Consider the following 13708-nt stretch of genomic DNA (forward strand, 5'->3'; position numbering starts at 1 on the left):
TCCGTATAGAATCCCGGAAGGGGGGAGCGGGATGAACTATTTTGATACAATCCGGGAATCCATTGCCGTAATCGAGTCTCGGCTTCCAGAGGGGGTAGCCGTCGGTGAGCTGGCGGACCGGTGCCATATGTCCCGGTATTATTACCAGCGGATATTCAAGGCGCTTACGGGGTTGAACGTGAAGGAATACATCGATCAGCGGCGGATGGCGGAGGCGGCCAGGCTGATAAGGGAAACGGACCGTCGGATGCTGGACATCGCCTTGGATTGCGGGTATGGCTCCCATGAGGCGTTCACTCGCAAGTTCAAGACTTGCTACGGCATTACGCCGGAGGCCTGCCGGAGGGAATGCCCGGATCTTCCGATCCGGATGCCGCTCCAGGTGGTGGAGAGGGAGTTCGTGCACCATCATAAGGAATTGATGGTGCCCTTCCGCAGCGAGCGATTGACGTCCGTGCGGATTCTGCGAGGTCGAAGCCGCTCCTTCCACCCGGACCGGGAGGAGGAACAGGACCTGCTCACGGAGATGGTGACCGGACTGGCGATGGATTACGGGAGGAGACAGGAGATAACCGTTCTCTATAATGTGTCCTGCCCGGATCCGAATAATGGTTCGTGTGTACTTTACTATTCCGGATTCGAGCCGGCAGAGGACGGACTATTTGCGGAGCTGGAGAAGTTTGTCCTCCCTGCCGGTGACTATGCGGTCTTCCGGTACACCATGGACCTGAAGGGCAAGCACCGGACCGTGATCCGGGATATGTTCCGGTCCGTCCTGCTCGCCGGCATCCGCTTGCGGGACGGGGACGGGATCCATTTCTTCGAGCGATACGGGTCGGAGTACAAGCATGACCGCACCTTCGAGATGTGGCTTCCGGTGCAGTCTTAGTACTGCGTGGAGTGGTGCCAAGTCCGCACAAAAGGTCAAACGGGCCGCCTGCTGAACCTGCTAAGATGGAGCCATCCGCAGGGGAAGAGGAGGTCCGGTAGGGATGACAAACAGAGGATTGCCGAACGGCCATGTGCCGGCGGGGGGACAGGATTGGGCGAATTATATGGGCAGAGCGCATACCACAGATGCGCTGCTCCAGGGCGTGGTTCAACTGGAGGGCCGGTTGGATCCTGATGTGGCAGACCGGGCGGTGCGGTTGACGATGGAAGCGGAGCCGATTCTGGGCTGCCGCTTCGTGGAGCACCCGGCTGAGCCGTACTGGGAGCCGGATCTGGAACGGCAGGGCTGGTTGCGGATCGAGGCGGGGGGCAATAACGCGGCGGAGCAGTTGGAGTCCGTCTTCACCCGCAGGCTGGAGGAGGGCCGTATGTTGGAAGTGACACTGGTTCAGGCATCGGATGGAGACGCTCTGGTGATCAAGCTGGATCATGCCTGCTGTGACGGCCGGGGAGCAGGCGATTATTTGCGCCTCCTCCACCGCATGTACAATCGGGTATTGGAAGAACCGGGGTACCAGCCTGGCGTCGGCCGCATCGACCGGGGCGATCCCACGGCTGTGTTCCGGACCTGGGGGATCGGGGATCTGAGGGCTGCCTTCCATGCTCACGGGATGCAACCGCCCACCATGGCCTTTCCCTACCGCAAAGCCGGCTCGGACGGTGCCGTGCCACGGAACGCCCGGAGAACGGTGAAGCTGAGCGGTCTGGAACAGCTACGGGAATCTCTGCCGGGCAGACCGACGATGAATGATCTTCTGCTCTCCATTCTGTTTACGGCATTCTACCGGCATGGGCTCCGGACGGACGAGGCTGAGCCGGCCGAGATCCTGAGCACGGTAGATCTCCGACGCTGGGCTCCGGACGGTTGGGCGGGAACCCTATGCAATCTGTCAAGCTATATCCCGGTGCGTATCCCTAAGGGCCTATGGGGGTGCTTCCCGGAGCTTGTGTCCGCCGTCAGCCGGATCATGGCAGCCGAAAAAGCATGCCGTCCCGGCCTTCAAGGGGCCTTGTCCATGGAGATGATGCACCGGGGGATGACGTACGCTTCAGCCAAGGAGGCTCTGGCTAAGCTTCGGGGGCGGACGGAGCAGCAGGGACGGGCGTCCCCGATGTGGTCCAATCTCGGGATTCTGTCCCGTACGCCTTGGCGGTTCGGCCAGACGGCGGTTTCCGCCGCTTATTTATTGACCCCGGCCATGAGGGGGCCGTCTTTTATGGCGGGAGCAAGCTCCTATGAGGATTCACTAACCTGGTGCGTCAGCTATTACGAGCCCGAACGGTCATCGGAGGAGATCGAGCGGTTCATGGATCTTCTGGAGGTGGCAGGCTTAGGAGAATAGCACAAAAAAACCTTGGATCGAAAGATCCAAGGTTTTTTGTTCAATCGGGCTAAGGATTAACGGCTGTAGAACTCGACGATTTGCTTCTCGTCGATTTCTTGGCTCAGCTCGGAACGCTCCGGGTAACGGACGAAACGGCCTTCCATAGCAGCGTCGTTAAATTCCAGGTAGTTCGGCAGGAAGTTGCGGTTAGCCAAGGCTTCCTTCACGACGGACAGGCTGCGGCTTCTCTCGCGCAGGCTTACCACGTCGCCGGTTTGGCAGAGGTACGAAGGGATGTCTACTTTCTTGCCGTTTACGAGCACGTGGCCGTGAGCGACCAGCTGACGTGCGCCTGCACGGGAGTTGGACAGGCCCAGACGGTAAACCAGGTTGTCCAGACGGCTCTCCAGCAGGAACATGAAGTTCTCGCCGTGGATACCTTTCAGCTTAGCGGATTTATCGAACAGGTTGCGGAACTGCTTCTCGTTCAAGCCGTACATCAAGCGAAGCTTTTGCTTCTCTTGCAGCTGAATGCCGTAGCCGCTCATCTTCTTCTTCTGGCCGGGGCCATGCTGACCCGGAGGGAACGGACGCTTGCTCAATTCTTTGCCTGTACCGCTCAGGGAAATGCCCAGACGGCGGCTCAATTTAAATTTAGGACCTGTGTAACGTGCCATGTATCAACATACTCCTTTGGTTGTTGGTTTAGTTGACGTGATCCATGGTGAAATCGAAGTGCCCGACTTTGTTCAAGAAGTCCTGTTGAAGAGGGCTCCGCCTGACAGAAAAGTTCAGCCGCTGTTCCGTCAGCAACAAAATCAGTGAGGGTGACACTTTGTATTCGAACCATGCGGAAGTCATCCGCGTGTACTCAACAAAATATATTATAAGAAACCTCTGACAAAAGTCAAGATCTGCAGCTCTTAATTTTCGTGAAAACATAGATGCAACTTGTGCGGAAAAATAGTATCATATGACTATAAGAAGGATTTCGGGCGACATTTTTTCAAATCGAGTGGAAAATGAGGGAGTCGGAATATGGAAAGTCACCGCTATGGCCTGCAGGGACCGGATACGGACCGAAGCATGGGTCTGCCGGCTGCGGACAGCCGGTTGTTCGGACCCCGTTTTATCCCTTTAACATGCAATTGTACTGCGGAACGGTTCAGCAGCGACCGGGAGTGGATCAAGCTGGCATGCGATGCTTTCCAGGAGTGGTCCGCCCACATGGAAGCGGTCACGGCTCTGGGCCAAGCGGTCTGGTTCGTATCGGACGCCGCAGGCAGCTGGATTCATGCCCGGTCCCCGGTCCGAACGGTGCCGGGAAGCATGAAGGAGGAGCTGTCGGGCCATGTCCGCCGCTTCACGTCGGGAGGAGCCGTGTTCGATGACGAGCTCCTGCCCGCCGGCGGACGGCTGGCGATGGCCGCGCTGCGCACGGGCGATTCGGAGACAGCCCTGGTGCTGGGCTGGTACTGGGGCGGCGAGCCGACCGCCGTGGATGGGCAGGGGCTGTTCCATCTGGCCGCCGGCTACCCCGCCTATCTGAATTACCTGGCGGAGCGGGAGGCCGGCGTCCGATTAACCCAGGAGCGGCAAAGCAAGGAGCGGGAAGCCAGCAAGAAGGAGCTCCTCTTCCAGATGGCCAATGAGCTCTACTCCAAGATCGATACGGATGAGATTTTGTCGGAGATCGTAAAACGCATCCGTTATATTTATCCCGATTGCAAGATCGACCTGCTTATGACCCAGGACCAGCACAGCACCAATCTGGAGGTGAAGCCCCTCCGGTTCGTCAAGCAGGAGGAGGATCTGTGCACCAAGGCCTTCATGGAAGGCCGGATCGTAACGGGCCGCGGACCCTTCCCGGGAAAGTACGAGATGGCCGTACCCATCAGCGGCAAGCAGGGGATCTACGGCGTTCTCCACATTCATTCTCACGAAGGCTCCTTCGACAGCTTCGATGCTCAGCTCTTGAAGGTTCTGTCCGTTGCGGCGGGCTCCGCCTTCGAGAACGCCAAGCTCTACGAGCAGTCCAACGTGCTGGTCAGTGAGCTCCGGCTCATCAATGAGCTGACGAAGAGGCTGAACCAGAGCCTGAAGCTGAACGAGATTTTCAATTTCGCGTCGGCGGAATTGACCAAAATATTCCACGCCGACTTCTGCTGCATCCTTCAATTGGATAAAGAGAGGCATGAATTCGTCGTCCAATCTACCAATGTAGCAGCGATGCTCTTCGAGACCTTCGAAGAGAACTACGGCTATGCCGGTGTCGTCTTCGCTTCCAAGGAGCCGGTCATCGTATCGGATTACGGCCAACATCCTTCAGCCCAATCAAAGCTGATGCAGGTTACCGGTTCGAGATCCTTGATCGCCGCCCCGCTGCTGGTCCACGATGAGGTTCAAGGTGTCATCCTCGTCTCCCACCGGGTCCCCGGCTATTTTACGTACGATAATTACAAGCTGCTTCAAGTGCTGGCCGGCCACATCGGCTTGGCTCTGGCTAATGCCTCCCTACATGCGGAGGTGCGGCGCATGGTCATTACGGACACCCTGACCGGCTTGTACGCCCGGCACTATCTGGACGAGCAGGTGGGGCTGAACCAGAAGAAGGATTTCTGCGGCTCCCTGATCGTGGTGGACATTGACCACTTCAAGTCCGTGAACGACACGTACGGCCACCAGGTGGGCGACACCATTCTGGTTCAGGTGAGCCGGATCATCCGGACCAGCATCCGCGATTCGGACATTGCCGCTCGTTGGGGCGGAGAAGAGCTGGCCGTCTACCTGCCGCAGGTGACGACCGAGCAGGCTCTGCGCATCGCGGAGCGGATCCGCAGCAGGGTGGAGGAAGAGACGAACCCCTGCGTAACGGTGTCCTGCGGCGTCTCCGAATGGAACTGGGAGGATGACAAGATCAGTGTGGAGAATCTCTTCTATCGTTCCGATATGGCCTTATACAAGGCGAAGCACGAAGGGCGCAACCGGGTGATGGTGGGTTGAGAAGAGTAGAGGAGAATTCAGTGTTAACGGCCGCTCCGGGAGGAGCGGCTTTTTGGCATTTAGAAGAACGGTCCGTATAGGCCGGCCCCTGTTTCGTAAACCCTAAGGGAAACGAGGTACACGGAGGAAACCCTATGCGCAATATATTCTGCAAGCAAGCAGTCGCGGCAGCGGCTCTATCGGCAGCAGTATTCCTGGCCGGGTGCACCGGCTACGGGGCGTCCCCTGAAGCGGCAGGGGACCGTGCCGGGCGGCTGATGGAGCGAACCATGTCTCTTCTTGAAAAAGAAAAGCCCGCCTACCGGACCGAGACGGAGGTGCTGGCGGACGGCGTAGCGGTCCCCCGGCTGAAGGCCGAGGCGGCCGGGACTTCCGGTTCCGGACCAGACACTGCTCCGGCGCCTGGGGACATCGTCAAGCTCTTGAGAGAGGGCGGCTACACCGTGAAGCTGACGGAGGAACAAGGGGCCGCTGGAGTGACGGTGCTCACCGCAGAAGGGCAGCCGGAGGCTTGGACCGCCTGGAACAAGCGGGAGTGGAAGAGCCGTATCTCCGCCATGGAGGCGGGGGCGGCCGGGATTATCGAGCAGCGGACGGCGCGCTTGTCCGGCACGGAGGCGGTTCGGCTGAGATCGGAGCTGACCGACAGCTTGAATCTGGCGCGCAGCAAGATGGAGGGAATACTAGGGACCCTCCAGGCAGGGGGGACCGTCACGGTCCGCTTGAAGGGTGGGGCCGTCCGTCCGGATACGGTGACGGTGGAGAACAAGCTTCAGTATACGGCGGATGGCCGCGAGAGAAGCGAAACCATCCGGACCGTTTATCAATTTGGCCAAGCTGCGTCCGGCTCGCCCTAAAAAGGATTGTCGTCTCTTTGAACTTTGGAGGGAGACATTTACATCGAATTTAAACATGATACAATAGGGGAGGGTTATATCAAAGGGGGATCATAGTTTTGAATAGAAGCTTCGCTCGGAATGGGATCCGCTTCATTCTTCCCGCAGCCGTCATCATCGTATTGGTCATCTTCCTCTTGAATTCGCGCGCCGGTCATAGGCTCTCCCTATTGAATGTTGAAGAGCTCTCCGACTACCTCCGGTCCTTCGGGGTCTTTTCCGTTTTCTTAGGCGCGGCGATCGTATTCATTCAAGTGATCGTGCCCTTTGTTCCGTTCGTTCTGGTTGCCGGAGCCAACATCTTGGTGTTCGGTCTGTATTGGGGCTTCTTGCTCAACTACAGCATGGCGGTTCTCGGAGCTATCGCCGCATTTATGTTTGCCCGCTATTTCGGTCACTCCAGGGTGGAGCGGTTTCTGACCCGCTATCCCGCTGTGACGGGCTTTAACAAGAAGATGGAGAAGCACGGGTTCTTCTATGTGCTGATGGGCAGGCTGATCCCAGTCATTCCCTCCACGGCCATAAGCTTCGGAGCTGGCGTTACGCGGGTGAGGATGCGGGATTACGTGATCGGGACCATTGTAGGCAAGCTTCCGATCGTGCTTCTGGAATCGTTAATCGGACACGATCTGATCCACTATAACCAATACAAGGGACGGCTGTTCGTCCTATGCGTGATCTTTATCTTGCTTTTGCTGGTCGGCAGCTTCTTCAAGAACAAGCTGTCCGGCAAGCCGGCGGAATAAGGCCGCATGCCTAAGGAGGAGAAGGTTTCTTGAGAGATCCCAGATTGCAGATTCTGGCACGGAATCTGGTGCAATATTCCATGGATGTCCAGGCAGGGGAGAAGGTTCTGATCGACATGGTCGGACAGGAGCGCGAACTGGTCCGCTGCTTGGTTGAGGAAGTGTATAAGCGGGGCGGACAGCCCTTTGTGGAGCTGCGGGATCCCGCAGTGGAAGCATCGGTCCTGAAGGGCCTGACGGAGGAGCATGTCCGCGCTTGGGCTGAGATGGATCTGATCCGCATGAAGGAGATGCAATGCTACGTCGCCATTCGGTCGGGCGAGAATGTCAATGAGAAATCGGACGTGCCCGATGATCGGACGCGGTTGTACAGCCGGTATTACAGCAAGCCCGTCCATTCGGACCAGCGTGTCGAGAACACCCGTTGGGTGGTGCTGCGTTATCCCACTCCGTCCATGGCCCAGCTGGCAGGCACCAGCACCGAGGCCTTCGAGGACTTCTACTTCAACGTATGCAACCTGGACTATTCCAAAATGGCGGCCGCCATGGACCCGCTGAAGGCGCTGATGGAGAGAACGGACCGTGTCCGGATTACCGGTCCCGGTACGGACCTCCGCTTCTCGATCAAGCAGATCGGGGCCGTGAAGTGCTGCGGAAGGCGCAATATCCCGGACGGAGAGCTGTATACCGCGCCGGTAAAGCGGTCCGTTAACGGGACCATCTGCTATAACACTCCTTCGGTGTACAACGGCATTACCTTTGAGAACATCCGCTTTGTCTTCCAGGACGGCAAGATCGTGGAAGCCACGGCCAACGACACACAGAGGCTGAACGAGATTCTGGACAGCGATGAGGGTGCCCGTTATATCGGTGAATTCAGCCTAGGCTTCAATCCCTACATCAAACACCCGATGAAGGACACCCTGTTCGATGAGAAAATCGACGGCAGCCTGCATTTCACGCCGGGGCAAGCCTACAAGCTGGCCGACAACGGCAACCAATCCAGCGTTCACTGGGACCTGGTCTTGATCCAGCGGCCCGACTATGGCGGCGGGGAGGTCTGGTTCGACGATGTGCTGATCCGCAAGGACGGCCGATTCGTGATTCCGGAGCTGCAAAGGCTGAACCCCGAGAACCTGATCTGATCGATTCCAACCGTTGCCGGCAATGGAAAAGTTCATCTTGCTTGAAACCCTTTTCACATGTATGATAGAGGTAAGTTTTGGTTGTAAATAGATTACATAACGGAGGGATTCCCCATGCCTAACGCGAATAATGCCGCTATTGTTGAAATTTCCCAAACCGCTAACAAATTCCGTTCTTCCATCGTACTCCAGTTCGAGAACAAGTACATCGATGTGAAGAGCATCCTGGGTCTGTTCACCACCCTGTTGACCACGGGTACCTATAATCTGCACGTACACGGCCCGGATGCCGAAGACGCGAAGAAGGCCATGACGGATGTGTTTGCGAAGCACAACATGTCCGTTACTGTCGTCAACGACTAATTCACGGCATACGAACAAGGTGTTCCCCAATCGGGAGCACCTTCTTTTTTGTTGCGGGGCATTGACTTGTTTATTCTTTCAATATCGAATAATATAGAACATAAGAGAGGTTTGCCTTTGCGGTGCAAAGGTTCGATTTCCGGTAAAGCGTGTTCGGCGGATGAGCCGTTATGCTTTTATTTCGGGTAGGGGGAGTTCTAGAATGCAAGCGGCGGATATAATGCGGGACCTACAGATGAAGTCTCTCGGTCTTCTTCAGGAAGATGCGGATAAAATCGAGAAGCTGATTGAAATACAAATGGAGAATCTGACGACCCGGAAATGCCCCTTGTATGAAGAGGTATTGGACACCCAAATGTACGGTCTCTCCCGGGAAATTGACTTTGCCATACGTGCGGGGTTGGTGCACGAGGAAGACGGCAAGGCCATCATCAGCAAGCTGGAGCGGAATTTGGCGGAATTATACGACGCATTAAGTCCGAAAGAGTAACCCTGCGGTTACTCCTTCGGACTTTTTTTGTCCCTGATCTGTTAAATGAGGTAGAACGCGAAGCCCAGGATGATGTACACGGAGAGAAGAAGAACGCCTTCGTACCACTCGGTCTGCCCGTCGCTGGTAATGGACTTGGCGATGAAGACAGCGACACCGATGGCAGCCAGCTCATACACCGTAAATACGATATCCATCGTATTGCCCATCAGCGCGCTGATGATGACGAGGACCGGGGCCACGAACAAGGCGATCTGCAGGCTGCTTCCCACTGCAATCTCGACGGCGGCGCCGATCTTATTCTTCATGGCCAGCATGATGGCGGCAGAATGCTCGGCGGCGTTGCCGACAATGGCGATGACGAAGGTACCGAGGAACAGCTCGGTGAGCCCATACTCGTGGGCGAATTCTTCCAGTGTACCGACCATCCATTCGCTGACCAAGGCCACCATGGCGGTAGCCAGTACCAGGAAGGCGATGGACATTCCCTTGGACCATGGAGCTTCGCCGTGCTCGACCGCTTCATCGGCCAGCTCGTTCTTGTGGGTGACCATGGAGAAGAGGAGCCACAGGAAATAGGCGATGATCAGGATAACCGACACACTCAGGCTCAGCGTGTCCATATGCTCTTTGTTCATCTTCGGAGCGAACATGGCCGGAATGAACAGCGCCACAACGGCGAGTATCATGAGCGACGCACTGTGAGTGGCCATGCGCACGTTGTACACCTGGGTTTTGAACTTGAGTCCGCCCAGGAGAATGCTAAGCCCCAGAACCAGAAGGAGATTCCCGATGATGGAGCCGGTAATGCTGGCCTTGACCATCTCGAACAGCGCCGGATTACCATTCACGGCTTCCTTGATCAGGATGATGGCGATGATAAGTTCTGCTGCGTTGCCGAAGGTTGCGTTCAGAAAACCGCCTAACCGGTCACCCGCGTAGTGGGCGACGCTTTCAGTCGCCTTGCCGAGGAATCCGGCTACGAATACGATGGCGAGCCCCGCCAGGATGAACTGAACCGTCGCATTCAGATGGGCGTAGTGGGCGGCCCCGCTGGCCAGGAAGGATAAGGCCAACGCGATGTAAAACCAATTTTTCTTCAAAATCTGTCACCCCGCTATGTAAAATATGGCCAATACAACCAAAACCTATTCTAATATACCGGGTGGAGCGGAACTAGGCAACCGTTATTTGTGCCTGAAGTGGATCCGGTGCCGTTCCCCCATCTCGTTGACTGGGGGTTCCCGCCATCATTATAATAGAGAAGAGATCGATTATGGCCGGAGGTTTCCGGCAAAGGAGCGGAGAATCATGTCCGATACGAACGATACGGGGCTGATCCGCATTTCCGACGATGTCGTGGCGACCATTGCCGGCCTCGCGGCAATGGAGACCCCCGGAATTACGGGTATGTCCGGCGGCATTTCGGAAGGATTGGCCAAACGATTGAGCGGCAAGAACGTACAGAAGGGCATTACGGTAGAGGTCGGGCAGGTGGAAGCCATCGTAAACCTCCGCGTCATTACCCAATATGGCTCGAAGATTCACGAGGTATGCCGGGAGCTCCAATTCAACGTCAAGGAAGCCATCGAGAACATGACCGGATTGCAAGTCGTGGAGGTCAACGTCAAGGTCGAGGGCGTATCCTTCCGCGAAGAAGAAGCCGAAGAGCTTGCAAAGCTGAAGTAAGGCGGCAAACAAAAAGGGTGAAGGCCTGGGCCTTCACCCTTTTTACTTGCTCACGTTATGACTCAGCCGGTTACAGTTCGTCCGGACTTGGCTCCCGAACGTCGCGGCTTGTCCGGCGCCTCTGCATCGGCTGCGCGGTTGTAATCCCGGGAGATGCCGAGAATGATGCCCATGCTGCTCAAGGTGACCAGCATGGAAGAGCCTCCATAGCTGATCAAGGGAAGCGTAACGCCGGTCAGCGGGATGCTGTTGGTGACGCCACCCAGGTTGATCAGGGCTTGGATGCCGATGGTGCCGATAATCCCGATCCCGACCAGGCTTGCGTATGTATCCGAGCACCGTAAGGATACGATGATGCCGCGCCAGATAAAGAGCAGGTAGGCCAGAAGAAACAGCGACCCTCCGATGAATCCCAGCTCTTCTCCTATAATGGCGAAGATGAAGTCGTTATGGGGAGCCGGCAGGAAGTGCAGCTTCTGGATGCTTTGGCCGAAGCCTGCTCCGGTGAAGCCTCCATGACCGAAGGCGTAGAGCGACTGTACGATGTGATAGCCCGCATTGCGCTCGTCGGACCACGGATCCAGGTAGGTGGTGATCCGGGCCAGCCTGTAGCTGCCGTCCAGCAAGGACGGGTTAGCCAGAAGCATGATGCCTCCTACTATGGCGAAGAGAGCGGTTCCGCCCGCTGCCAACAGAAACAGATGCTTAAGATTGGCTCCTCCGACGATCATCACCAGCAGCGCTCCGAGACACAAGACGATGGTCGATCCAAGGTCCGGCTGCAGCAGTATCAATCCGGATACCAGTCCGACCATAACAAGAGCAGGCAGCAATCCCCCGCGGAAGCTTCGGAACTTGTCCTGCTTCTTGGAGATGATGGCCGCGAGGTACATGACGATGGCCACTTTGGCGAATTCGGCAGGCTGCAGTTGAAGGGGGCCGATCTTAAACCAGCTTCGTGCACCATTCACGTTCACGCCTATGATCGGGACGAGGATGAGCAGGAACAGCACGAACAGGCCGAAGGGCAAGGTCATCTTGCGCAGCTTCGTATAATGGATATTCATGGTCACGACCATGCCGATGATCCCCAGGACGATACCCAATACCTGTTTCTGTGTGTAGAACAGGGCGTTGCCGTCACGGTGGTAGATGGCGGACATGGAGCTGGCGCTGAACACCATCAGGACTCCGAAGGCGGACAAGGCCAGCGTAAGAAAGAGCAGCAGGTAATCCGGCGTTCCTCTGCGCGAGGGATTCATAGGAGGCCCGCTTAGTCGGTCAGGGCTTGCTGTAACTCGGCAAGCTTGCTCTTAGCGCCTTGAAGGACGTCGGCGGGAACGGCCGCTTCATAATCCAATCCATGAGGGAAGGAGGTCTTGCCGATATACACATCGTCCAGCACCAGGACGGCATAGGCGCTTTCAAGCTTGCCGGATTCCACGCGGGCATTGACGCGGAGGAAATATTCCTCGGAGCCGCTTTGGAGCTTATAATCATAGGTGGCGCGGTAATATTCCCACTGCCAACGTACGAATCCCAAGCCTTCTGCGACTTCATCCAAGTGCGCCAGGTCGCTTTTCAAGCCCTTGACGCCGGAGTTTTCAATAATCACGGGTAACGCCTCCTAGGGTGGTTGCTTTTTCATGTTATTGCTATCTGAGTATCATTCTCATGATAGTATGTTTCCCCAAGTTCTGCAAGACGTCCATGGAAGCGTATTTTGCTGCAAATGTGTCAGAATTGTGACAAACATTGAAGGGGAGAATGAGGTCCTTTTCCCATTCAGGGTGAAAGAGCCATCTTCATTTGTTACAATGAACGGTAAGGATAAAATATATGATGGAACGAATAGGAAACGGAGGGTACCGATGAAGGGCGGAATCGAGAAGCTTAAGGCGCTGCACCCCGAAATGGTGCAATGGCGCCGGTATTTGCACCGCCATCCGGAGCTTTCCTACCAAGAGCAGCGGACGGCGGCTTGGGTGGCGGACAAGCTGGAGGAATTCGGCATCCGGGTGAGGCGCAACGCCGGAGGGCACGGCGTGATCGGTGATCTGGATAGCGGGAGCCCGGGTCCCCGCGTCGCGCTTCGCGCCGACATGGATGCGCTGCCGATTCAGGATGAGAAGGGCTGCGAGTACTCGTCCTCCATTCCCGGTGTCATGCATGCTTGCGGGCATGACGGCCATATGGCCGCCCTGCTGGGGGCGGCGAAGTGGCTGTCTGCGAATCGCGAAGTCCTGAAGGGCAGCGTCCGGTTCATCTTCCAGCCAGCGGAAGAAATCAGTCCGGGCGGGGCGTTGCCGATGATCGAGGCCGGAGCACTTGAAGGTGTGGACACCATCTACGGTGTGCACCTGTGGACGCCGTTTCCGGCAGGTACGGTCTATACGAGGGGCGGGGCGCTCATGGCCGCGGCGGACGAATTTGTGCTGGAGATCATCGGCAAGGGCGGTCACGGAGGGCTTCCCCATGAGACCGTTGACAGCATCATGGTCGGCTCACACCTGGTGGTCAATCTGCAATCCATCGTGAGCCGCAACGTGAACCCTGTGGAACCGGGGGTTATCTCCGTCGGAATGTTCCACGCGGGTACCGGCTTTAATGTCATTGCAGACCGGACCAGCATCAGCGGGACCGTCCGGACCTTCGATCCCGAGCTCCGAATCCAGCTTCAGGATCGGATAGGGAAAGTGCTGGCGGATACCTGCTCCATGTTTGGAGCGGAATACGATCTGGATTACAAGCTAGGCTATCCGCCGGTCCGGAATCATGACGGAGAAGCGGACCGTGTCCTGCGCGTCGGACGGGAGCTGTTCGGAGCGGACCGGGTGGCGGAATCGCCCCTGATTATGGCGGGGGAGGATTTTGCCTATTATCTGGAGAAGGTGTCCGGGGCGTTCATCTTCGTGGGAGCAGGGAACCCGGATCAAGGCATTACCGCTCCACACCATCACCCGAAGTTCGATCTGGACGAATCGGCCCTCCTCACATCGGCTCAGCTGCTGGCTTCCCTGGCCGTCGACCGGCTGAATGGCAGCAATTAAACAGCATGGGTTCTCCTCCTCCGGGAATTCTAATGGGGCAATTGATATCA

At 56.8% G+C, this 13708-nt stretch carries 14 protein-coding genes; 10 read left to right on the forward strand and 4 right to left on the reverse strand.

Annotated elements, in window-relative coordinates; translation table 11 throughout:
* The first annotated feature begins 31 nt into the window (after positions 1-31).
* Together ACSEXW_RS13665 and ACSEXW_RS13670 are read left to right on the forward strand one after the other, a co-directional pair.
* Positions 32-889: a helix-turn-helix domain-containing protein gene (locus tag ACSEXW_RS13665; RefSeq protein WP_438446718.1), complete on the forward strand. Its 858-nt coding sequence runs from the start codon at positions 32-34 to the stop codon at positions 887-889.
* A 103-nt stretch (positions 890-992) separates the two neighbouring features.
* Positions 993-2294: a hypothetical protein gene (locus tag ACSEXW_RS13670; RefSeq protein ID WP_438446719.1), complete on the forward strand. Its 1302-nt coding sequence runs from the start codon at positions 993-995 to the stop codon at positions 2292-2294.
* A gap of 56 nt (positions 2295-2350) precedes the next feature.
* Here the strand turns inward: ACSEXW_RS13670 and rpsD are convergent, their stop codons facing one another.
* Positions 2351-2953: a 30S ribosomal protein S4 gene (gene rpsD, locus ACSEXW_RS13675; protein ID WP_438446720.1), complete on the reverse strand. Its 603-nt coding sequence runs from the start codon at positions 2951-2953 to the stop codon at positions 2351-2353.
* Between the two features lie 361 nt (positions 2954-3314).
* Here rpsD and ACSEXW_RS13680 point away from each other — a divergent pair, with 361 nt between their 5' ends.
* The 6 genes from ACSEXW_RS13680 (at position 3315) to ACSEXW_RS13705 (ending at position 8919) form a co-directional block, all read left to right on the forward strand.
* Positions 3315-5279, forward strand: coding sequence for a diguanylate cyclase (locus ACSEXW_RS13680; protein WP_438446721.1), 1965 nt, complete (start codon positions 3315-3317; stop codon positions 5277-5279).
* Between the two features lie 134 nt (positions 5280-5413).
* A complete protein-coding gene (locus tag ACSEXW_RS13685) occupies positions 5414-6136 on the forward strand; it encodes a hypothetical protein (RefSeq protein WP_438446722.1) in 723 nt (240 codons plus the stop codon).
* Positions 6137-6234: 98 nt separating this feature from the next.
* Positions 6235-6921: a TVP38/TMEM64 family protein gene (locus ACSEXW_RS13690; protein WP_438446723.1), complete on the forward strand. Its 687-nt coding sequence runs from the start codon at positions 6235-6237 to the stop codon at positions 6919-6921.
* Positions 6922-6950: 29 nt separating this feature from the next.
* Complete coding sequence (locus ACSEXW_RS13695) at positions 6951-8066, forward strand: aminopeptidase (protein WP_438446724.1); 1116 nt, start codon at positions 6951-6953, stop codon at positions 8064-8066.
* A gap of 114 nt (positions 8067-8180) precedes the next feature.
* Positions 8181-8429 (forward strand): HPr family phosphocarrier protein, encoded by a 249-nt coding sequence (locus ACSEXW_RS13700; RefSeq protein ID WP_438446725.1) that lies wholly within the window; start codon positions 8181-8183, stop codon positions 8427-8429.
* Between the two features lie 202 nt (positions 8430-8631).
* Positions 8632-8919 carry an Fpa/YlaN family protein gene (locus ACSEXW_RS13705; RefSeq protein WP_438446726.1) on the forward strand — a complete coding sequence of 96 codons (288 nt, stop codon included), beginning with the start codon at positions 8632-8634 and terminating at the stop codon, positions 8917-8919.
* Between the two features lie 41 nt (positions 8920-8960).
* Here ACSEXW_RS13705 and cax read toward each other — a convergent pair whose 3' ends face one another.
* A complete protein-coding gene (gene cax / locus ACSEXW_RS13710; protein ID WP_438446727.1) occupies positions 8961-10022 on the reverse strand; it encodes a calcium/proton exchanger in 1062 nt (353 codons plus the stop codon).
* A 208-nt stretch (positions 10023-10230) separates the two neighbouring features.
* Here cax and ACSEXW_RS13715 point away from each other — a divergent pair, with 208 nt between their 5' ends.
* Positions 10231-10608, forward strand: a complete 378-nt coding sequence (locus ACSEXW_RS13715) for an Asp23/Gls24 family envelope stress response protein (protein ID WP_438446728.1) — start codon at positions 10231-10233, stop codon at positions 10606-10608.
* 62 nt (positions 10609-10670) lie between these two features.
* On the opposite strand, the gene ftsW is transcribed toward ACSEXW_RS13715, so the two are convergent.
* Entirely contained in the window at positions 10671-11870 is a 1200-nt protein-coding gene (gene ftsW / locus ACSEXW_RS13720; protein ID WP_438446729.1) for a putative lipid II flippase FtsW, read from the reverse strand.
* A gap of 11 nt (positions 11871-11881) precedes the next feature.
* Positions 11882-12223: a YugN family protein gene (locus ACSEXW_RS13725; RefSeq protein ID WP_438446730.1), complete on the reverse strand. Its 342-nt coding sequence runs from the start codon at positions 12221-12223 to the stop codon at positions 11882-11884.
* A gap of 256 nt (positions 12224-12479) precedes the next feature.
* Here ACSEXW_RS13725 and ACSEXW_RS13730 point away from each other — a divergent pair, with 256 nt between their 5' ends.
* Entirely contained in the window at positions 12480-13658 is a 1179-nt protein-coding gene (locus tag ACSEXW_RS13730; protein ID WP_438446731.1) for a M20 metallopeptidase family protein, read from the forward strand.
* The last annotated feature ends 50 nt before the right edge of the window (positions 13659-13708 follow it).

It is taken from the genome of Oryzibacillus soli, assembly GCF_051594765.1.
Taxonomy (GTDB): domain Bacteria; phylum Bacillota; class Bacilli; order Paenibacillales; family NBRC-103111; genus Paenibacillus_AR.

What these genes read in the sequence shown, in the direction of transcription:
- ACSEXW_RS13665 (WP_438446718.1), top strand. Translation starts at nt 32, where the DNA reads ATGAACTATTTTGATACAATCCGGGAATCCATTGCCGTAATCGAGTCT.
- rpsD (WP_438446720.1), bottom strand. Translation starts at nt 2,953, where the DNA reads ATGGCACGTTACACAGGTCCTAAATTTAAATTGAGCCGCCGTCTGGGC.
- ACSEXW_RS13730 (WP_438446731.1), top strand. Translation starts at nt 12,480, where the DNA reads ATGAAGGGCGGAATCGAGAAGCTTAAGGCGCTGCACCCCGAAATGGTG.
- ACSEXW_RS13680 (WP_438446721.1), top strand. Translation starts at nt 3,315, where the DNA reads ATGGAAAGTCACCGCTATGGCCTGCAGGGACCGGATACGGACCGAAGC.
- ACSEXW_RS13715 (WP_438446728.1), top strand. Translation starts at nt 10,231, where the DNA reads ATGTCCGATACGAACGATACGGGGCTGATCCGCATTTCCGACGATGTC.
- ACSEXW_RS13685 (WP_438446722.1), top strand. Translation starts at nt 5,414, where the DNA reads ATGCGCAATATATTCTGCAAGCAAGCAGTCGCGGCAGCGGCTCTATCG.
- ACSEXW_RS13670 (WP_438446719.1), top strand. Translation starts at nt 993, where the DNA reads ATGACAAACAGAGGATTGCCGAACGGCCATGTGCCGGCGGGGGGACAG.
- ACSEXW_RS13700 (WP_438446725.1), top strand. Translation starts at nt 8,181, where the DNA reads ATGCCTAACGCGAATAATGCCGCTATTGTTGAAATTTCCCAAACCGCT.
- ftsW (WP_438446729.1), bottom strand. Translation starts at nt 11,870, where the DNA reads ATGAATCCCTCGCGCAGAGGAACGCCGGATTACCTGCTGCTCTTTCTT.
- ACSEXW_RS13705 (WP_438446726.1), top strand. Translation starts at nt 8,632, where the DNA reads ATGCAAGCGGCGGATATAATGCGGGACCTACAGATGAAGTCTCTCGGT.